General features: G+C 75.3%; 19 protein-coding genes and 3 tRNA genes. 15 read left to right on the forward strand and 7 right to left on the reverse strand.

All coding sequences use genetic code 11. The features are described 5' to 3' along the window. The first annotated feature begins 1 nt into the window (after nt 1). The 4 genes from GSF02_RS01895 (at nt 2) to GSF02_RS01910 (ending at nt 4,529) form a co-directional block, all read left to right on the forward strand. Nucleotides 2-1,123: an ROK family protein gene (locus GSF02_RS01895; protein ID WP_328798987.1), complete on the forward strand. Its 1,122-nt coding sequence runs from the start codon at nt 2-4 to the stop codon at nt 1,121-1,123. Then, nucleotides 1,114-1,896 carry a glucosamine-6-phosphate deaminase gene (gene nagB, locus GSF02_RS01900; protein WP_159792203.1) on the forward strand — a complete coding sequence of 261 codons (783 nt, stop codon included), beginning with the start codon at nt 1,114-1,116 and terminating at the stop codon, nt 1,894-1,896. Before GSF02_RS01895 ends, nagB begins: the two co-directional genes overlap by 10 nt. A 408-nt stretch (nt 1,897-2,304) precedes the next feature. Beyond that, the gene (locus GSF02_RS01905) at nt 2,305-2,622 is read left to right on the forward strand and encodes a DUF3039 domain-containing protein (RefSeq protein ID WP_159792205.1); all 318 of its coding nucleotides are present in this window, start codon (nt 2,305-2,307) and stop codon (nt 2,620-2,622) included. After that, nucleotides 2,619-4,529, forward strand: coding sequence for a DEAD/DEAH box helicase (locus GSF02_RS01910; RefSeq protein ID WP_159792207.1), 1,911 nt, complete (start codon nt 2,619-2,621; stop codon nt 4,527-4,529). The genes GSF02_RS01905 and GSF02_RS01910 overlap by 4 nt, the downstream gene beginning before the upstream one ends. A 27-nt stretch (nt 4,530-4,556) precedes the next feature. On the opposite strand, the gene GSF02_RS01915 is transcribed toward GSF02_RS01910, so the two are convergent. After that, on the reverse strand, nt 4,557-5,948 hold the full coding sequence (locus GSF02_RS01915; RefSeq protein WP_159792209.1) for a nicotinate phosphoribosyltransferase: 1,392 nt from the start codon (nt 5,946-5,948) through the stop codon (nt 4,557-4,559). Nucleotides 5,949-6,085: 137 nt separating this feature from the next. On the opposite strand from GSF02_RS01915, the gene clpS reads away from it, so the two are divergent. From clpS to GSF02_RS01940, 5 genes are all read left to right on the forward strand, one after another. After that, nucleotides 6,086-6,433 carry an ATP-dependent Clp protease adapter ClpS gene (clpS, locus tag GSF02_RS01920; protein ID WP_159792211.1) on the forward strand — a complete coding sequence of 116 codons (348 nt, stop codon included), beginning with the start codon at nt 6,086-6,088 and terminating at the stop codon, nt 6,431-6,433. Beyond that, nucleotides 6,430-7,149, forward strand: a complete 720-nt coding sequence (locus GSF02_RS01925) for a DUF2017 family protein (protein ID WP_159792213.1) — start codon at nt 6,430-6,432, stop codon at nt 7,147-7,149. The genes clpS and GSF02_RS01925 overlap by 4 nt, the downstream gene beginning before the upstream one ends. Nucleotides 7,150-7,278: 129 nt before the next feature. Then, nucleotides 7,279-8,085 (forward strand): glutamate racemase, encoded by an 807-nt coding sequence (murI, locus tag GSF02_RS01930; RefSeq protein ID WP_159792215.1) that lies wholly within the window; start codon nt 7,279-7,281, stop codon nt 8,083-8,085. After that, nucleotides 8,082-8,930 carry an MBL fold metallo-hydrolase gene (locus tag GSF02_RS01935; protein ID WP_159792217.1) on the forward strand — a complete coding sequence of 283 codons (849 nt, stop codon included), beginning with the start codon at nt 8,082-8,084 and terminating at the stop codon, nt 8,928-8,930. The genes murI and GSF02_RS01935 overlap by 4 nt, the downstream gene beginning before the upstream one ends. A gap of 12 nt (nt 8,931-8,942) precedes the next feature. Further along, nucleotides 8,943-9,323: a DUF3054 domain-containing protein gene (locus GSF02_RS01940; RefSeq protein WP_235915307.1), complete on the forward strand. Its 381-nt coding sequence runs from the start codon at nt 8,943-8,945 to the stop codon at nt 9,321-9,323. A gap of 109 nt (nt 9,324-9,432) precedes the next feature. Here GSF02_RS01940 and rdgB read toward each other — a convergent pair whose 3' ends face one another. Together rdgB and rph are read right to left on the reverse strand one after the other, a co-directional pair. Beyond that, entirely contained in the window at nt 9,433-10,125 is a 693-nt protein-coding gene (rdgB, locus tag GSF02_RS01945) for an RdgB/HAM1 family non-canonical purine NTP pyrophosphatase (protein WP_159792219.1), read from the reverse strand. Next, the gene (gene rph, locus GSF02_RS01950) at nt 10,122-10,868 is read right to left on the reverse strand and encodes a ribonuclease PH (RefSeq protein ID WP_159792221.1); all 747 of its coding nucleotides are present in this window, start codon (nt 10,866-10,868) and stop codon (nt 10,122-10,124) included. The genes rdgB and rph overlap by 4 nt, the downstream gene beginning before the upstream one ends. A gap of 102 nt (nt 10,869-10,970) precedes the next feature. Here rph and GSF02_RS01955 point away from each other — a divergent pair, with 102 nt between their 5' ends. Beyond that, nucleotides 10,971-12,617, forward strand: a complete 1,647-nt coding sequence (locus GSF02_RS01955) for an ABC-F family ATP-binding cassette domain-containing protein (protein WP_159792223.1) — start codon at nt 10,971-10,973, stop codon at nt 12,615-12,617. Nucleotides 12,618-12,656: 39 nt separating this feature from the next. On the opposite strand, the gene GSF02_RS01960 is transcribed toward GSF02_RS01955, so the two are convergent. Then, nucleotides 12,657-13,229 carry an NUDIX hydrolase family protein gene (locus tag GSF02_RS01960; RefSeq protein WP_159792225.1) on the reverse strand — a complete coding sequence of 191 codons (573 nt, stop codon included), beginning with the start codon at nt 13,227-13,229 and terminating at the stop codon, nt 12,657-12,659. Nucleotides 13,230-13,374: 145 nt separating this feature from the next. Between GSF02_RS01960 and trxA the strand changes: the two genes are divergently transcribed. Beyond that, nucleotides 13,375-13,773, forward strand: coding sequence for a thioredoxin (gene trxA / locus GSF02_RS01965; RefSeq protein ID WP_159792227.1), 399 nt, complete (start codon nt 13,375-13,377; stop codon nt 13,771-13,773). Between the two features lie 134 nt (nt 13,774-13,907). Here the strand turns inward: trxA and ctaD are convergent, their stop codons facing one another. From ctaD to GSF02_RS01980, 3 genes are all read right to left on the reverse strand, one after another. After that, nucleotides 13,908-15,638, reverse strand: a complete 1,731-nt coding sequence (ctaD, locus tag GSF02_RS01970; protein WP_235915308.1) for an aa3-type cytochrome oxidase subunit I — start codon at nt 15,636-15,638, stop codon at nt 13,908-13,910. Between the two features lie 217 nt (nt 15,639-15,855). Then, nucleotides 15,856-15,938: transfer RNA gene (locus tag GSF02_RS01975), tRNA-Leu, on the reverse strand. Nucleotides 15,939-16,014: 76 nt separating this feature from the next. Next, the gene (locus GSF02_RS01980; RefSeq protein WP_159792229.1) at nt 16,015-16,503 is read right to left on the reverse strand and encodes a peroxiredoxin; all 489 of its coding nucleotides are present in this window, start codon (nt 16,501-16,503) and stop codon (nt 16,015-16,017) included. Nucleotides 16,504-16,586: 83 nt separating this feature from the next. Here GSF02_RS01980 and GSF02_RS01985 point away from each other — a divergent pair, with 83 nt between their 5' ends. From GSF02_RS01985 to trmB, 4 genes are all read left to right on the forward strand, one after another. Then, entirely contained in the window at nt 16,587-16,937 is a 351-nt protein-coding gene (locus tag GSF02_RS01985) for a GroES family chaperonin (protein ID WP_235915309.1), read from the forward strand. A gap of 140 nt (nt 16,938-17,077) precedes the next feature. Next, nucleotides 17,078-17,153 (forward strand) — tRNA-Lys (locus GSF02_RS01990). A gap of 76 nt (nt 17,154-17,229) precedes the next feature. Continuing rightward, a tRNA-Lys gene (locus GSF02_RS01995) sits at nt 17,230-17,302 on the forward strand. 108 nt (nt 17,303-17,410) lie between these two features. Further along, nucleotides 17,411-18,217 (forward strand): tRNA (guanosine(46)-N7)-methyltransferase TrmB, encoded by an 807-nt coding sequence (gene trmB / locus GSF02_RS02000; RefSeq protein ID WP_159792231.1) that lies wholly within the window; start codon nt 17,411-17,413, stop codon nt 18,215-18,217. Nucleotides 18,218-18,422: the final 205 nt, after the last annotated feature.

Below are 18,422 nucleotides of genomic sequence, written 5' to 3' on the forward strand. Positions count from 1 at the left end.
CGTGCGCGAGCTCGTCGACGCCGCCGCGCCCGCCGCGGTCCCCGCGCCGCTGGCCGCCGACGACCCCGGCCCGGTTCCGGGCCGCCCCGCCGGCCTCGCCGTCGGGCTCGACATCGGCGGGACCAAGACGCTCGCCGCGCTGCTGAGCCCTGCCGGTGACGTCCTCGCCCAGGCCCGGGTGCCCAGCACGCCGGGGGCCGACGGCGTGGTCGCCGGCGCGGTGCGGGCGGTGCGCGACGTCGTCGCCCGCGCGGGCGACGCCGCCGCGGCGCTCGGGCCGGTGGCCAGCGTCGGCGTCGGGGTGCCCGGCATCGTCGACCCCGACGCCGGCTCCGTCCGCCATGCAGTGAACCTCGGGCTGGGGGAGGAGCCGGTGGCGCTCGCGGAGCGCCTGGCCGACGCGCTCGGCGCCGGCGTCGTCGTCGAGAACGACCTCACCGTGGCCGCCGTCGGGGCGGCGCACCTGACCCCCGCCGCGGGCGGGCGCCCGGTCGACCTCGCCTACCTCGCGCTCGGCACGGGGCTGGCCGCCGGGCTGGTGCTCGACGGGCGCGTGCGGCGCGGCGCCGCGGGCGCCGCTGGGGAGATCGGCCACGTGCCCGTCGACCCGCAGGGCCCGTACTGCCCCTGCGGGCAGCGCGGCTGCCTCGAGCTGTACGCGTCGGGCAGCGCCGTCGCGGCCCTGTGGCCCACGCCGGACGGGCGCCCCGCTCCGGTCGCGCTCTTCGCGGCCGCGGCCGCCGGCGACCCGGACGCGGCCGCCGCGCGCGGCCGCTACGCCGCCGCGGTGGCCGCCGCCGTGCGGGTGCTGGTCCTGTCCGTCGACGTGCGGCACGTCGTGCTGGGCGGAGGCGTGGCCCAGCTCGGTCGCCCCCTGCTCGACGCGGTGCGCCGCGCGCTCGACGAGCAGGCCGCCACGTCGCCGTTCCTGCGCTCGCTCGGGCTGGCCGAGCGGGTGCGGCTCGCCCCCGACCACGTGCCCGTCGCGGCAGTCGGCGCCGCGGTGCTCGGCCGCCGCGGGCGCGACGGCGGGGCGCGCGGGGCCGCCCCCGCCGTCGCGCCCGCGCCGGCCCACCTGCCGGAGCCGGTCGACCTACAGGAGGAGTCCCCCGGATGGAAGTGATCATCGCCCCGGCCGCCGAGCTGGCGGTGCTGGCCGCCGACGCGATCGAGGCGCTGCTGCGCCGCAAGCCGGACGCCGTGCTGGGGCTGGCCACCGGGTCCAGCCCGCTGGCGGTGTACGACGAGCTGGCCCGCCGGCACGAGCAGGCCGGGCTGAGCTTCGCCCGGGCCCGGGGGTTCATGCTCGACGAGTACGTGGGCCTGCCGGCCGAGCACCCCGAGCGCTACCGCAACGTCATCGCCCGGGAGGTCGCCTCCCGGGTGGGCTGGCCCGCCGCGCAGGTGCAGGGGCCCGACGGGCTGGCCGAGGACCTGGAGGCGGCGTGCGCCGCCTACGAGCGGTCCATCGCCGAGGCCGGCGGGGTGGACCTGCAGCTGCTGGGCGTGGGCACCGACGGGCACGTGGCGTTCAACGAGCCCGGCTCCTCGCTGGCCTCGCGCACGCGGATCAAGACCCTGACGCGCCAGACCCGCGAGGACAACGCCCGGTTCTTCGACGGCGACGTCGAGCAGGTGCCGCGGCACTGCCTGACCCAGGGGCTGGGCACGATCATGGAGGCCCGCCACCTGGTGCTGCTGGCCACCGGGCGGGGCAAGGCCGAGGCCGTGCACCGGGTGGTCGAGGGCGCCGTCTCGGCGATGTGGCCCGGCAGCGTGCTGCAGCTGCACCCGCACGTGACGGTGCTGGTCGACGACGCCGCCGCCAGCCGCCTGCAGCTGGCCGACTACTACCGGCAGACCTACGCCTCCAAGCCCACCTGGCAGGGTCTGTAGGTCGCTCGCCGCGCCGGCGGGTGGAGCATCGGCGGGCCGGCGGGTCGGCCAGCGCGCCGGCGGGTCGGCGGGTCGGCCAGCGCGCGGGTGGGTCGGCGGGCCTGCGCGCTGGTCGCCGTCGGGCCTGGTGGTCTGTTCGGTGATTCGTTGTCTGATCGGCGGTCCGGATCACCGATCAGACAACGAATCGCCGAACAGACCGCTTTGGCAAGACGTGGGGGAGACGCCGCCCGCAGGCGACGGCCGGCCCGCGGGCGACGGCCGGCCCGCGGCGAACCGGGGACCACAGAGCGTCCCCGACCTGCGCGCGCGGACCGGCCGGGACGCCGCTCCGGCGCCGCTCCGGCGCCGTCCGGACCGGGCCTGGTCACACCGGACGTGTCGGGCCCGGGTCGTAGACTTCGGGGCATGAGCGATCCCCTCTCGGCCCCGTCCGCGCAGCCGTCCACGGACGACCCGACGGGCCCCGGCGCCGGCACGAGCCTGCTCGAGCGCGAGGAGACCCGCCAGGAGGTCGAGCCCGGCGACCACGAGCGCTTCGCGCACTACGTGCGCAAGGAGAAGATCATGGAGTCGGCGATGACGGGCAAGCCCGTCATCGCGCTGTGCGGCAAGGTCTGGGTGCCGGGCCGCGACCCGCAGAAGTTCCCCGTGTGCCCGGTCTGCAAGGAGATCTACGACGGTCTCCGCGACCCGCAGGACGGCGAGGGCGACCAGGGCAAGTGAGCGCCGAGCCGCTGCCCGAGCCCGAGTCCGCCTTCGACCTCTTCGCCTCCGCCGCCGAGCCGGAGGAGTCCCGCTCGTCGTCGCGCCCGTCCGCCGCGAGCACGACGACGGCCGGTGCTCGCCCTACCCCGCAGACGCCGTCGTCCGCCGCCGCCTCCCAGCTCAGCCCGGCGTTCCCGCGCCGCGCCCCCTGGGGCACGGCGTCGAACCTGCGCGCCTGGCAGGCCGAGGCGCTCGAGCTGTACCGCCAGCGGGCGCCGCGGGACTTCCTCGCCGTCGCCACCCCGGGCGCCGGCAAGACGACGTTCGCGCTGCGCGTGGCCACCGAGCTGCTGGAGCAGGGGGTCGTGCGGCGGGTCACCGTCGTCGCGCCCACCGAGCACCTCAAGCACCAGTGGGCCGACGCCGCCGCGCGCGTGGGCATCCACATCGACCCGCAGTTCAAGAACAGCCAGGGCCGCCACGGCTCCCACTACGACGGGGTCGCGCTGACGTACGCCCAGGTCGCGGCTAACCCGGCGCTGCACCGTGCGCGCACCACCGCCGCGCGCACGCTCGTCATCCTCGACGAGGTGCACCACGGCGGCGACGCGCTGAGCTGGGGCGACGCCGTGCGGGAGGCGTTCGAGGAGGCCACCCGCCGGCTGTCGCTGACCGGCACGCCGTTCCGCTCGGACACCAGCCCGATCCCGTTCGTCACCTACGAGCAGGACCGCGACGGCGTGCGCCGGTCCAAGGCGGACTACACGTACGGCTACGGCGACGCGCTGCGCGACCACGTCGTGCGGCCCGTGCTGTTCATGACCTACTCCGGCAGCATGCGCTGGCGCACCAAGGCGGGCGACGAGATCAGCGCCCGGCTCGGCGAGGCCATGACCAAGGACATGACCGCCCAGGCGTGGCGCACGGCCCTGGACCCGAACGGCGAGTGGATCCCGTCGGTGCTCGCCGCCGCGGACAAGCGCCTCACCGAGGTGCGCCGCAGCGTCCCCGACGCCGGCGGCCTGGTCATCGCCACCGACCAGACCGACGCCCGCGCCTACGCCGGGCACCTGGCCCGGATCACCGGCGTCAGCCCCACCGTGGTGCTCAGCGACGACGACGGCGCCAACGCGCGCATCGAGGAGTTCACCAAGAGCACCGACCGGTGGATGGTGGCGGTGCGCATGGTGTCCGAGGGCGTGGACGTGCCGCGCCTGGCCGTCGGCGTCTACGCCACGAGCGCCTCGACGCCGCTGTTCTTCGCCCAGGCCATCGGCCGGTTCGTGCGTGCCCGCAAGCGCGGGGAGACCGCCTCGGTGTTCCTGCCGTCCGTGGCCCCGCTGCTCGAGCTGGCTGGCGGCATGGAGATGGAGCGCGACCACGCCCTCGACCGGCCCAAGACGGCCGAGGAGGAGGGTGTCGACTACGACCCCGAGGCGGCCCTCCTCGCGGCGGCCAACCGCGAGGAGAAGGCGTCGGGCGACCTGCTCGGGTCGTTCGAGGCGCTGGAGGCCCAGGCGTCGTTCGAGGGCGTGCTGTTCGACGGCGGCCAGTTCGGCACCGGCGGCGACGTCGGCTCGGCCGAGGAGCTCGACTTCCTCGGCCTGCCGGGCCTGCTCGAGCCCGAGCAGGTGGCCACCCTGCTGCGCCAGCGGCAGGCCGAGCAGCTGCGCGGGCGCGGCGGGGCGCCGGCCCGCGAGATGACCGAGGCGGAGGCGGAGCTGGAGCACCGCCGCGCCGCCGCGCTGCGCAAGGAGCTCGCCAAGCTCGTGTCGGCCTGGGCCCGCAAGAGCGGCCGGCCGCACGGCTCGGTGCACAACGAGCTGCGCCGCCGCTGCGGCGGGCCGGAGGTGCCCCTGGCCACCGCCGACCAGCTCGAGGCGCGGGTGCAGATGGTGCGCGGGTGGTTCGTCGGCGCGAAGTGAGCGCGCCGACGAACCGCCCGCGGCCCCTCAGCCGAGGCTGAGCTGCACCGTCGGGATCGCCGCGTCGCCCGCGGACAGCCGGCGGGCGCCGCGCGGCAGCTCCGCGCGGGAGCGCAGGTGCGTCTCGGCAGCCCGCCGCACGCCGTCGGCGCCCACGTGACGGGCGTCCACCTCGCCGTCGACCACCAGCGGCACGAGCAGCGGGCGCAGGCCCGCGTCGTCGGCCGACCAGCCCGCCACGGCCTCGTCCGGGCCGGTGACCAGCACCTCCTCGACGGCGCGGCCGTCCTCGTCGAGGCGGCGCCCGGCACCCTTGCGGCCGCCCTGGCTGGTCTTGTTGGCCGACGCCTTGGCCACCGGCTGCAGCGTGCCGGCGGAGTCCTCGCGGGCGACGAGCTTGTAGACCATCCCGCAGGTCGGCGCGCCGGACCCGGTCACCAGGGACGTGCCGACGCCGTAGGAGTCGACCGGCACCGCGGCGAGCGACGCGATCGCGTACTCGTCGAGGTCGGAGGTCACGGTGATCCGGGTGTCCCGGGCGCCCAGCTCGTCGAGCTGGCGACGCACCTCGACCGCCAGCGACCCGAGGTCGCCGGAGTCCAGCCGCACGGCGCCCAGGCCCGGGCCGGCCACGGCGACGGCGTTCTCGACGCCGCGGCGCACGTCGTAGGTGTCGACCAGCAGGGTGGTGCCCGTGCCGAGGGTCTCGACCTGGGCGCGGAACGCCGACACCTCGTCGTCGTGCAGCAGCGTGAAGGCGTGCGCGGCGGTGCCGATGGTCGGCAGCCCGTAGCGCAGGCCCGCCTCGAGGTTCGAGGTCCCGGCGAACCCGGCGACGACGGCGGCGCGCGCGGCCGCGACCGCGGCCTGCTCGTGGGCGCGGCGCGCGCCCATCTCCAGGCAGGGCCGGTCGACCGCGGCGCTCGTCATGCGGGAGGCGGCCGAGGCCACGGCGGAGTCGTAGTTGAGGATCGACAGCACGAGCGTCTCGAGCAGCACCGCCTCGGCGAACGTGCCCTCCACCTGCAGCAGTGGGGAGCCGGGGAAGAACGTCTCGCCCTCCGCGTAGCCGGTGATCGTGCCGGAGAACCGGTAGTCGCGCAGGAACTCCAGCGTCCGTGCGTCGACGACGGCGGCGCGCTCCAGGAACTCCAGCTCGGCGTCGTCGAACCGGAAGTGCTCGAGCGCCTCGAGCACGCGGCCGGTGCCGGCGAGCACGCCGTACCGGCGCCCGGTGGGCAGGCGGCGCGTGAACACCTCGAACACGCAGCGCCGGTCGGCCGTGCCGTCGGCGAGCGCCGCCTGCAGCATCGTCAGCTCGTACTTGTCGGTCAGCAGCGCTGTGGAGGGGCGCGGGACGGGCGCCACCGCCGCGGCCGTGGCGGGCTGCGGGGCGGTCTCCCGGGCGAGGTCGGTCATCGATACTCCCTGGTCGGTTCGGGGCAACGTTAGGCCGCGCGACGCGTCCTGGCCGGTCGGGGCGCGCGGCCGGGCCCCGGTGCGGCGTCCTCCGGCGTCCCCCGGCGGGCGGGCGCCGTCCGCGTAGCCTGGGGGCTGTGAGCGTGACGACGGCCCGACCCGAGACCGCCGAGGAGACGACGACGGAGCCCGAGGCCGGCCTCGCCGACCCCTGGGTGACCATCGTCTGGAACGACCCGGTGAACCTGATGACGTACGTGACCTACGTCTTCGAGAGCTACTTCGGCTACCCGCCGGCGAAGGCGCGCCAGCTCATGCTGCAGGTGCACCAGGAGGGGCGGGCAGTGGTGTCGAGCGGCCCGCGCGAACGGATGGAGGTGGACGTGCAGGCCATGCACTCCTACGGCCTGTGGGCCACGATGCAGCGCTCCGGCCAGGGCGGCGCGGGCGCGTCGGACGGCTCGGCCGAGGGGGCCGGCGCGTGACCCCCTTCCGTGCGACCCCCGACGGCTACGAGGCGCACTGGGAGGAGGCCGAGCGGACGGTCCTCGCCGAGGTGGCCCGCGAGGTGGCCGCGCTGCTGCGCGACCAGGCCGGCCTGCCCGACGGCGACGACGACCCGCTCGGGACGCTGTCCGCCACGACCCAGTCCACCGGCACCGCCCGCGAGCCCGAGGACCCGGCTGCCCTGCGGCTGCTGCCGGACGCCAGCCGGGACGACGCCGAGGTGTCCGCCGAGTTCCGCCACCTCACCCAGACCGACCTGGCCGCGGCGAAGGTGCGCGCGCTGGAGACGTTCGCCGACCTCGTCGACACCGACCACGACGACGACTGGCCCGGGTGGGACGACGAGGCGTCGGCGGCGGGCGGGCTCGACGCGGACCTCGGGCCCGACGCCGGGGACGGCGGCATCGTGGCGGTGGGCAGGGACGCGGCGCGCGACGTCGCCGCGGCCCTCACCGACATGCGGCTCGTCATCGCCCAGCGGCTCGGGCTCGACACGGACGAGGACGTCGAGCAGATGCACGACCTCGTGGTGGCCGACGCCGTCGACGACGACCCGGTGCGCGGCCTGGACGCCGACACCCGCCGGTACTGGGGCGGCGTCTTCGTCGCGGCCGGGTTCGCGCAGGAGTCGCTCGTCGAGGCGATGCTCGACGACCTGCGGGCGCGCCGGCGCAGCGACGACGCGCAGGCCTGACCGGCGCCGCAGCGCGCCGCGTCCGCCCGGCCCGTGGACCGGGCCGGACCGGACCCTGTGGTCGGCGCCACCGTGGCGCTCGCCACGACGCCCGTTCGTGACAGACCGTCAGGGCTAGGCTTGCCGATCGTGAACGACGCGCCCATCGGGATCTTCGACAGCGGCGTCGGTGGGCTGACCGTCGCGCGCTCGATCCTCGACCAGCTGCCCCACGAAGAGCTGCTCTACATCGGGGACACCGCCAACTCCCCGTACGGCCCCAAGCCGCTCGCCGCGGTGCGCGCCATGGCGCTGGCGGTCATGGACCAGCTCGTCGACGACGGCGTGAAGATGCTGGTCATCGCGTGCAACTCGGCCACCGCCGTGGCCCTGCCCGACGCCCGGGAGCGGTACTCGGTGCGCCGCGGCATCCCCGTCGTCGAGGTCATCCGCCCCGCGGCGCGCCGCGCCGTCGTCACCTCCCGCACCGGGCGCATCGGCGTCATCGGCACCCAGGCCACCATCGGCTCGCGCGCGTACGACGACGCGTTCGCCGTGACGCCCGGCCTGACGATCACCACGCAGGCGTGCCCGGAGTTCGTGCCGCTGGTGGAGGAGGGCATCACCTCCGGCCCCAAGGTCATGGAGGTCGCGCACCGCTACCTCGACCCGGTGCGCGCCGCCGGCGTCGACACCCTCGTGCTGGGGTGCACGCACTACCCGCTGCTGACCGGGGCGATCTCGTACGTGATGGGGGAGGACGTCACGCTGGTGTCCAGCGCCGAGGAGACCGCCAAGGACGTGTACCGCAACCTGGTGGCGCACGGCCTCGAGCGCTCGCCCGAGGCCGGGCCGCCGCAGCACCGGTTCATGGCCACGGGCAGCCCGGAGCCGTTCGAGCACCTCGCGCGCCGCTTCCTCGGCCCCGAGGTCAACGTCGTGGAGCCGGTCCGGTGAGGCTCGTCACCGTCGGCGTGGCCGGCTCGTTCCCCGGGCCCGACTCGCCCGCCTCCTGCTACCTCGTGCAGGTCCCCGCCGCCGACGTCGCCGCGTCGCCCGAGCTCGTCGCCGCGGGCGTCGAGGCGCGCGACTGGTCGGTGGTCCTGGACCTGGGCAACGGCGGGCTCGGCGCCCTGCAGCGCTACGTCGACCCCGCGGACGTCGACGCCGTGGCCCTCAGCCACCTGCACCCGGACCACTGCAGCGACCTGTCCGGCCTGTACGTCTACCTGCGCTACCACCCGCACCGCGGGTCGCACCGCACCGGCGTCGACCCGCACCTGCCGGTGCTGGGCCCGGCGGCCGTCGCCGAGCGTGCCCGGGCGATGTACGGCACGGAGCCGGGCGAGTCCATGGACGGCGTCTTCGCGTTCCGCCCGTGGACCGCGGGGCAGGCCGTGCGCGTCGGGCCGCTCACCGTCACCCCGTTCCGGGTCTTCCACCCCGTGGAGGCCTACGGGCTGCGGGTCAGCGGCCCGTCGTCGGTGCGGCCGGGGGAGACGGTGACGCTCGCGTACACCGGCGACACCGACCTGTGCGACGGCGTCGTCGAGCTGGCCCGCGGCGTCGACCTGCTGCTGTCCGAGGCGGCCTTCGAGGAGGGCCGCGACGACGGCGTGGAGCCGGGCATCCACCTCACCGGGCGCCGGGCGGGTCAGGTCGCGGCGCGCGCCGGGGTGGGACGCCTCGTGCTGACCCACCTGCCCGCGTGGTCGGACCCGCGGGTGGCGCTCGCCGAGGCGCGCACCGAGTACGGCGGCCCGGCCGAGACGGCGGCCGCCGGCGACGTCTACGAGCTCTGAGAGGATCGGGCCGTGAACCAGCCCCTGCGCCCCGTGTGGCCCGCCGTCGTCTGCGACGTCGTGTGCGTCGCGGTCTTCGCCCTCGTCGGCACGCTCAACCACGGGTCGGCCACGTCCGTCGGCCACGTCGCCGGGGTCGGGCTGCCGTTCCTCGTCGCGCTCGCCGTCGGCTGGCTCGCCGCGCGCGCCTGGCGCGCCCCGGCGCAGGTGTGGCCCACGGGCCTCGCGGTCTGGGTCGCCACGGTCGTGGGCGGTCTGCTGCTGCGCCCGGTGTTCGGCGGCGGCTTCGCCGTGTCGTTCGGGATCGTCACCGCCGTGTTCCTGGCCGTGACGATGCTCGGCTGGCGCGCCATGGACACCGTGGCCCGCCGCCGGGCCGCCGCCCGTTCCTGACCGTCCGCCCGGCACGCGCCGAGACCCGGATCGTCGGGCCTTGCCCGCCCGGGACAGGCCCGAGGATCCGGGTCTCGGCGCACGTACCGCCGGCGCGCACCGGCCGGGGTCAGGCCTCGAGCGCCGCCGCGACGAGCGGGGCCAGCTCGCGGAACGCCTTGCCGCGGTGGCTGATGGCGTTCTTCTCCTCCGGCGTGAGCTCGGCCGAGGTGCGCGTGCCCGGGCGGCCGTCCGGGCCCGGGGCCTGCTCGTCCGGCACGTGGATCGGGTCGTAGCCGAAGCCGTGCCGGCCGCGCGGGGCGTCGACCAGGTAGCCGGGCATCTCCCCGAAGCAGACCTCCTCGCGCCCGTCGGGCGTGACGAGGGCGGCGGCGCAGACGAACGCCGCGCGGCGGTGCTCCGGCGCGCGGATGGCCGAGATCTGCGCGAGCAGGAGCTCGAGGTTGGCGGCGTCGTCGCCGTGCCGGCCCGACCAGCGGGCCGAGAAGATCCCCGGGGCGCCGCCCAGGACGTCCACGGCGAGGCCGGAGTCGTCGGCCACCGCCGGCAGGCCGCTGGCCGCGCACAGCGCCCGCGCCTTGATCAGCGCGTTCTCGGCGAAGCTGAGGCCGTCCTCGACCGGCTCCGGGGCGCCGAGGTCGCCCGCGGTCACCACGGCGTCGTCGGGCAAGGCGTCCAGGCCCGGCTGGGAGCGCAGGATCGCGACCAGCTCCACCAGCTTGCCGCGGTTGTGGGTGGCCAGCACCAGGCGCGCGCCGGCCGGCACCGCCAGGGGCGCGCCCGCGTCGGCGGGGGCGGTCATCGGACCAGCTCCGCGCCGAGCGCCTCGCGCTGCAGCTGCGCGAGCTCGGCGTTGCCGGCCAGGGCCAGGTCGAGCAGTACGTTCAGCTCGTCGCGGTCGAACGGGGCGTGCTCGGCGGTGCCCTGCACCTCCACGAACGTGCCCGAGCCGGTGACCACGACGTTCATGTCGGTCTCGGCGCGCACGTCCTCGACGTAGGGCAGGTCGAGCATCGGGGTGCCGTCGATGATGCCGACGCTCACGGCCGAGACCGAGTCGGTGAGCACCGGCTTGCCGCCGGTGATGTGCCCGTGGCGCTGGCCCCACGCCACCGCGTCGGCCAGCGCGACGTACGCGCCGGTGATCGCCGCGGTGCGGGTGCCGCCGTCGGCCTGGAGCACGTCGCAGTCGAGCACGATCGTGTTCTCGCCGAGCGCCGCGACGTCGATGATCGCGCGCAACGACCGGCCGATCAGGCGGGAGATCTCGTGGGTGCGGCCGCCCACGCGGCCCTTGACCGACTCGCGGTCCGAGCGCGTGGACGTGGCGCGCGGCAGCATCGCGTACTCGGCGGTGACCCAGCCCTCGCCAGACCCCTTCTTCCAGCGCGGCACGCCCTCGGTGAACGAGGCGGCGCACAGCACCCGCGTGCGGCCGAACTCGACCAGCACGGAGCCCTCGGCGGCGTCGAGCCAGCCGCGGGTGATGGTCACGGGGCGCAGCTGGTCGGGGGTGCGCCCGTCGGCGCGCAGGATCTCGCTCATGCGGCCACCCTAGCGGTGGCCCCCGACGCGCCCGGGGCGGCCGGAAGCCGCACCCGGGGAGGGCCCGAGCGCGCGCCCGGGGCCGCCCCGTAGGGTTGTCGGGTGCACCTCGTCGCCTCCGACCTCGCGTTCGCCTACCCGGGCCGGCAGGTCCTGGAGCACGTCGACCTGCGGGTGTCCGACGGCGTGCGCCTCGGCGTGGTGGGGGAGAACGGCTCCGGGAAGTCGACGCTGCTGCACCTGCTGGCCGGCGACCTGCACCCGCGCAGCGGGCAGGTGCGCCGCCAGGGCACGCTCGCGCTCGTCGAGCAGGAGCTGACGCCCGCGCCCGGGCAGACCGTCGGCGACGTCGTGCAGGCGACGCTCGCCGGCGTGCGGCAGGTCGCGGCCGAGCTCGAGGCCGCCGCCGCGGCGTTCGACCACGACTCCGGGGACCTCGGCGCGCTGACCGACCTGCTGGCCCGTGCCGAGCACCTGGAGTCCTGGGACGCCGACCGCCGGGTCGACGTCGCCCTGACCCGCCTGGGCGCCGAGCGCGACCCGGGCCGGCCGCTCGAAAGCCTCAGCGTGGGCCAGCGCTACCGGGTGCGGCTGGCGTGCCGGCTCGCCGAGCGCAGCGACCTGCTGCTGCTCGACGAGCCCACCAACCACCTCGACGACGACGCGATCGCGTTCCTCACCGCCGAGCTGCAGGCCTGGCGCGGCGGCGTCGTGCTCGTGACCCACGACCGCGAGCTGCTCGACGACGTCGCGACGGCGATCCTCGACCTCGACCCGGCGATGGACGGCCGCCCGGCGCTGTACGGGCAGCCCGGCTACCTCGCCTACCGGTTCGCCAAGTCGCAGGCGCTGCACCGCTGGCGCCAGCGCTACCGCGCCGAGCGCAAGCGCGCGGCGCTCCTGGCCGAGCGGCTGGACGCGTCCTACGAGGGCCTGTCCGACGAGTGGCGCCCGCCCAAGGGGTCGCAGAAGCACCGCCGCGGCACGCGCGCGCGCATCCACGTCAAGGCCGCCGACCGGCTCATCGAGCGGCTCGAGGCCGAGGCGGTCGAGGTGCCGACCCCGCCGCGGGAGCTGGCGTTCCCCGACCTGCCGGCGATGTCGCCCGGCTGGGACCCGGCCGAGCCGCTCGTGGAGCTGCGCAGCCCGCGGGTCGTGGCGCCGGACGGCGCCGTGCGCCTCGACCTGCCCGGCACGCGCCTCGCGGTCCCGCCGTCGGGGCGGCTGCTCGTCGTCGGGCCGAACGGCACGGGCAAGTCGACGCTGCTGGCCGCGCTGGCGGGGCGGCTGCCGCTGGACCGGGGCACCCGCACGGCCGTCGCCGGCGTGCGCGTCGGCGTCGTGGGGCAGGAGAACGGACCGATCGTCGGGCGCGGCCTCGACGACCCGGCCACGCTCACCGGCTTCGACGCGGCGGCCAACGAGGCGCTGGCGCTGCTCTCGCGCGGGCAGCTCGACCCCGCCCACGTGGTGCCGGTGGCCGCGCTCGGCCTGCTCGCGGAGGAGGACCTGGACCGGCCCCTGTCCGAGCTGTCGGCGGGCCAGCGGCGCCGGTTCGAGCTGGCGCGCACGCTCGTGGCGGCGCCGCACCTGCTGATCCTCGACGAGCCGACCAACCACCTGAGCATCGACCTCGTCGACGAGCTGACCCGGGCGCTGGCGCGCACCGCGGCGGCGGTGGTCGTCGCCACGCACGACCGGCGCATGCGTGCCGACCTGGCGGACTGGCCGGTGCTCACGCTGGGCTGAGCCGCCCGCCCCGGGCCGGCCGCGCGGCGAGCGCCCCGCTCAGGCCAGCCGGCCCACCCAGGCCATCGCCTGCTTGACCAGCACGCCGCGCCCGCCCTGGAACTCGGCCTGCACCACGTCGCTGCACGCCTCCTCGGGCGTGAGCCAAGCCAGGTCGAGGGCGTCCTGCTGCGGGCGGCAGTCGCCGCCGACCGGCACGACGTACGCCATCGAGACCGCGTGCTGGCGCGGGTCGTGGAACGGCGTGATGCCCGGGGTGGGGAAGTACTCGGCGACCGTGAACGGCTGCGGCGAGGCGGGCACCTGCGGCAGCGCGACCGGGCCCAGGTCCTTCTCGATGTGCCGCAGCAGCGCGTCGCGGATGCGCTCGTGGTACAGCACGCGGCCGGAGACCAGGGAGCGGGTCAGGCCCCGCGGCCCCATGCGTAGCAGCAGGCCCACGGCGACCACGTCGCCCGACTCGTCCACGCGCACCGGCACGGCGTCCACGTAGACCAGCGGCAGCTGCGCGCGCACGACGGCGAGGTCCTCCGGCGTCAGCCAGCCCGCCGGGCGGGGGTTGTCGGGGCGCCAGTCGTCGGGCGGCTCGGGAAGCTCGGCGGTGTCGGTCACGGGACATTGCTACCAGATCCACCGCGCGGAGCCCCGGTCATGCGGCCGCGGCGCCCCGTGGGTACGTCGCCGGGGCGACCCGACGCCGGGAATACCCGGGCACGTCGGGACGCTGTGCCAAGGGAACCCGACGAGAGGACTGGTCATGGCCACGGTCGAGCTGACCGACGACACCTTCGAGAAGACCGTCACCGAGAACGACATCGTGCTGGTCGACTTCTGGGCCGACTGGTGCGGCCCGTGCAAGATGTTCGCGCCCGTCTACGAGAAGTCGTCCGAGACGAACCCCGAGGTGGTCCACGCGAAGCTGGACACCGAGGCGCACCAGCGCATCGCCGCCGCGGCCGGGATCACCGCCATCCCGACGCTCATGGCGTTCCGCGAGGGCGTGCTCGTCTTCAACGAGGCAGGCGCGCTGCCCGGTCCGGCCCTGCAGCAGGTGGTCGACGCGGTGAAGAACCTCGACATGGACGAGGTGCGCCAGGCGATCGCCGCGCAGAGCAACGGCACGCCGCACGAGCACGGGGACGCGCCGCAGGCCTGAGCCGCCGCGGCGCCGGCGACCCGGCGTCCTCGAGGACCGGCGGGCCCCGCACCGGCAGGTGCGGGGCCCGTCGTCGTGCCGGGCAGGTGGTCTGACGCTCCGGGTCGCCGAGCGCGGACGGGCCGGGGGCGCCGTCAGCGCTCTTCGTCCGGATCGGTGATCCGCACGGTCGTGGAGTCCTCGCCCGGCTGCTTCCCTGGGCGCCGCTGACGCTCGCGCGCCTGCTGCTGCTGGCCACGACGGTCCGCCTCGCCGTAGACCAGGGACAGCCCGCCCTGACCGGGCGCGTGCTCCTCCATCGCCACCACCTGCGGGTGGTGGAGGTCGAAGGCGGCCGACTCGGAGCGGATCCGCGGCAGCGTCACGAAGTTGTGCCGCGGCGGCGGGCAGGACGTGGCCCACTCCAGCGAGCGGCCGTAGCCCCACGGGTCGTCGACCGTGACCTTCGGCGCGTTGCGCCACGTGGTGTAGACGTTCCACAGGAACGGCAGCGTGGAGGCCCCCAGCAGGAACGCGCCGACGGACGAGAGCCGGTGCTCCCAGGTGAACCCGTCGTTCGGCATGTAGTCGGCGTAGCGGCGCGGCATGCCCTCCACGCCCAGCCAGTGCTGGACGAGGAACGTCATGTGGAAGCCGACGAACAGCATCCAGAAGTGGATCTTGCCCAGACGCTCGTTGAGCATGCGGCCGACGAGCTTGGGCCACCAGAAGTAGAAGCCCGCGAACATCGCGAACACCACGGTGCCGAACACGACGTAGTGGAAGTGCGCCACGACGAAGTAGGTGTCGTGGACGTGCCAGTCCATCGCGGGGCTCGACAGGATGATGCCGGTCAGGCCGCCGAGCAGGAACGTCACCAGGAAGCCGATGGACCACAGCATGGGCGTCTCGAAGGTGAGCTTGCCCCGCCACATCGTGCCGATCCAGTTGAAGAACTTCACGCCCGTCGGCACGGCGATCAGCATCGTCATGAAGGCGAAGAACGGCAGCAGCACCGCCCCCGTGGCGAACATGTGGTGGGCCCACACGGTCATCGACAGCGCCGCGATCGCGATCGTGGCGTAGACCATGCCGCGGTAGCCGAACAGCGGCTTGCGGCTGAACACGGGGAAGATCTCGGTGACGATGCCGAAGAACGGCAGCGCGATGACGTACACCTCGGGGTGGCCGAAGAACCAGAACAGGTGCTGCCACAGGATCGGGCCGCCGCCGCTGGAGGTGTAGATCTGGGCGCCGAGCGTGCGGTCGGCGCCCAGGGCGAACAGGGCGGCGGCGAGCACGGGGAACGCCATCAGCACCAGCAGGCTGGTGGTGAGGGTGTTCCAGGTGAAGATCGGCATCCGGAACATCGTCATGCCCGGCGCGCGCATGGTGATGATCGTGGTGATGAAGTTGACGGCGCCGAGGATGGTGCCGAAGCCGGCCATGGCCAGGCCGAAGACCCACAGGTCGCCGCCGACCTCCGGGCTGAACGTCGTCTCCGACAGCGGCGTGTACGCGGTCCAGCCGAACGAGGCCGGGCCCGACGCGGTCAGGTAGCCGCCGACGACGATGAGGCCGCCGAACAGGAACAGCCAGAACGACAGCATGTTCAGCCGCGGGAACGCGACGTCGGGGGCGCCGATCTGCAGCGGCATGATCATGTTCGCGAAGCCCGCGAACAGCGGTGTCGCGAACAGCAGCATCATGATCGTGCCGTGCATCGTGAAGAGCTGGTTGTACTGCTCGCGCGTCTGCACGATCTGGATCCCGGGGGAGAACAGCTCGGCGCGGATCAGCAGCGCCAGCAGCCCGGCGAACAGGAAGAACGCGAACGAGGCGACCAGGTACATCCGCCCGATCGTCTTGTGGTCGGTGGAGGTCACCCAGCTGACGACGGCGCGGCCGAGGCTCCGGCGTGGCCTGGCAGGAGCGAGTATCGGCGTTTCGGTGTCCAGCACGGCGGACTCCCCAGGATTCCGGCGGGGGACGCGACGGCTTCACGCCTCCGGGGCGATACCGCCCGTGACTCCTCACGGTATGCCGGCGCCCTCCCGCCCGCGCGGGATCGCGGGGAGGGTCGTGCGGCCCGTCGGGCCGAGGTGCGCGAGGCGGGACTCGAACCCGCACGCCCGAAGGCACTGGAACCTAAATCCAGCGCGGCTACCTGATTACGCCACTCGCGCGCGGGCCCCAGTCTAGAGGTCGTGCACCCTCCTGTCGGGGGCCCGGCGCGCCTGCGCGGGCGCGCCGGGCGTGCGCTCAGGCGTCGATGCCCAGCGTCCTGCGCAGCCGCGCGACGTGGCCCGTCGCCTTGACGTTGTACTGCGCGACGGCGACCGAGCCGTCCGGCGCCACCACGACGGTCGAGCGGATGACGCCGGTGACGTCCTTGCCGTAGAGCTTGCGCACGCCCCACGCGCCGTACGCGTCCAGGACGGCGTGGTCGGCGTCGGACACCAGGGGGAAGGTGAGCGCGTCGCGCTCGGCGAACTTCTCGAGCTTCTCGACCGGGTCGGGGGAGACGCCCACGACGGCGTAGCCGGCGCCCTGCAGCGACGCGAGCGAGTCGCGGAAGTCGCACGCCTCGGTGGTGCAGCCGGGCGTCATCGCCGCCGGGTAGAAGTACACGACCACGCCCTTGCGGCCCGGCTCAGCCAGGGCCTTGGCCAGGGAGAACGTCCCGTCGGCGGTGCCGGTGGCGGGCAGGGTGAAGTCGGGGGCGGCGTCGCCGGCGGCGAGGCGGGTCACGGGGCGCTCCTGGGGTGCGGGGGACGGGGGAGGACGAGCAGTCCTCCGAGCCTATCCGCGCCCGGGCCGACTACCGTTGTCCTGTGAGCACCGCAGCATCCCGCACCTCCACCGCCCCGGCGTCCGTGCCCGTCCGCATGCTGTTCGACCGGCTGCTCGTGCAGCCGGAGGTGGACGCCGCCGAGCGGCAGACGTCGGCAGGCCTCGTGATCCCCGCGACGGCCAAGGGCCCCAAGCGCCTGGCGTGGGCGGTGGTCGTGGCCAAGGGCGAGCACGTGCGGCAGGTCGCGGTGGGCGACCGTGTGCTGTTCGACCCCGAGGAGCGGGCCGAGGTGGAGCTCGGCGGCACCGACTACGTGCTCCTGCGCGAGCGCGACGTGCACGGGGTGAGCGAGAAGGAGTCGGACGCCGGCGCCACCGGCCTGTACCTCTGAGCCGTCGCGCTCCGGCCGCGACGCCGTCGCCCGGACGTGACCTGCGGCGACGTCGCCGGCGCGCGTCGGCGTGTCGCGCAGGTCACCCTGCGCCGAGTACGTGCACGCCGCCGCGACCTGGTAACGTTTCTCCCCGTTGCGCGCCATTAGCTCAATTGGCAGAGCAGCTGACTCTTAATCAGCGGGTTCGGGGTTCGAGTCCCTGATGGCGCACCAGCGAGGCACCCACCGGCGGTGGGTGCCTCGTCCGTGAGCGGATGCCGTCAGGGTCGCCTGCTAGCATCTGCGCCACGCGCCATTAGCTCAATTGGCAGAGCAGCTGACTCTTAATCAGCGGGTTCGGGGTTCGAGTCCCTGATGGCGCACCCTTCCGAAGCCCTCGCCAGCAGGCGGGGGCTTCGTCGTCGCTGCGGGCCGCCGCCGGCGGCGACGTCCGGGGCCGACGTCGGCCGCAGGCCTCGTACCCTGGTGCGGTGCCCGAGCCGACCTCCCTCACCCCGACCGCCGCGCCGGACCCTGACCTGCCGGCGGACGCCGCGGCGTCGTCGGGCGCGGACCTGCGCCGCTACCGCACGCAGCCGGTGAGCTTCGTGCGCCGCAGCGCGCGCCTGACCACCAGCCAGCAGCGCGCCTGGGACGCCAAGCGGGGGCGCTACCTCGTCGAGGCGCCGCGGGCGACGGCGCGCACGTCGGTGGACCCGGCGTGGCGGTTCGACGCCGAGGCCGTCTTCGGCCGGCGGGCGCCGCTGGTCCTGGAGATCGGGTCGGGCCAGGGCGAGAACGTCGTGGAGGCCGCGTCGCGCCACCCCGAGCGCGACCACCTCGCCGTCGAGGTGTACACGCCGGGGCTGGCGCAGACCATCGTCCGGGCGGAGAAGCAGAACGCGGGGCAGGGCCTGGACAACCTGCGCCTGCTGCAGGTCAACGCGGCCGAGCTCCTCGAGACGTCGTTGGCCGCCGGGTCGCTCGACGAGCTGTGGATCTTCTTCCCCGACCCGTGGCCCAAGTCGCGCCACCACAAGCGGCGGCTCGTCACCCCGGGCTTCGCCGCGCTCGCGGCCCGGGTTCTGCGCCCCGGCGGCGTGTGGCGCCTGGCCACCGACTGGGCGGAGTACGGCGAGCAGATGCTCGAGGTGCTCGAGGCGAGCGAGGACTTCCGCAACGCCCACGGCGCCGGCGCCGTCGCGCCGCGCTACGCCGGGCGCGTGCTCACCAGCTTCGAGCGCAAGGGGCTCGCCGCCGGGCGGGCGGTCACGGACCTGGAGTACGTGCGCCGCTGACGCCGGAGCGGCCGGAGCGGCCGGAGCGGCCGGAGCGGCCGGAGCGGCCGGAGCGGCCGGAGCGGCCGGAGCGGCCGGAGCGGCCGGAGCGGCCCGGATCTGCCCCGGCCGCCGCGGCGCGCCAGCCGTGTGGCTTGCGTCACCCCGCGGAGCCGGGCAGGGTGTGCGCGACCCCTCTCGGTGGTGGTCGGTGCGCGACGGTGCG

The organism is Puerhibacterium puerhi, from assembly GCF_009846865.1.
Taxonomy (GTDB): domain Bacteria; phylum Actinomycetota; class Actinomycetes; order Actinomycetales; family Cellulomonadaceae; genus Puerhibacterium; species Puerhibacterium puerhi.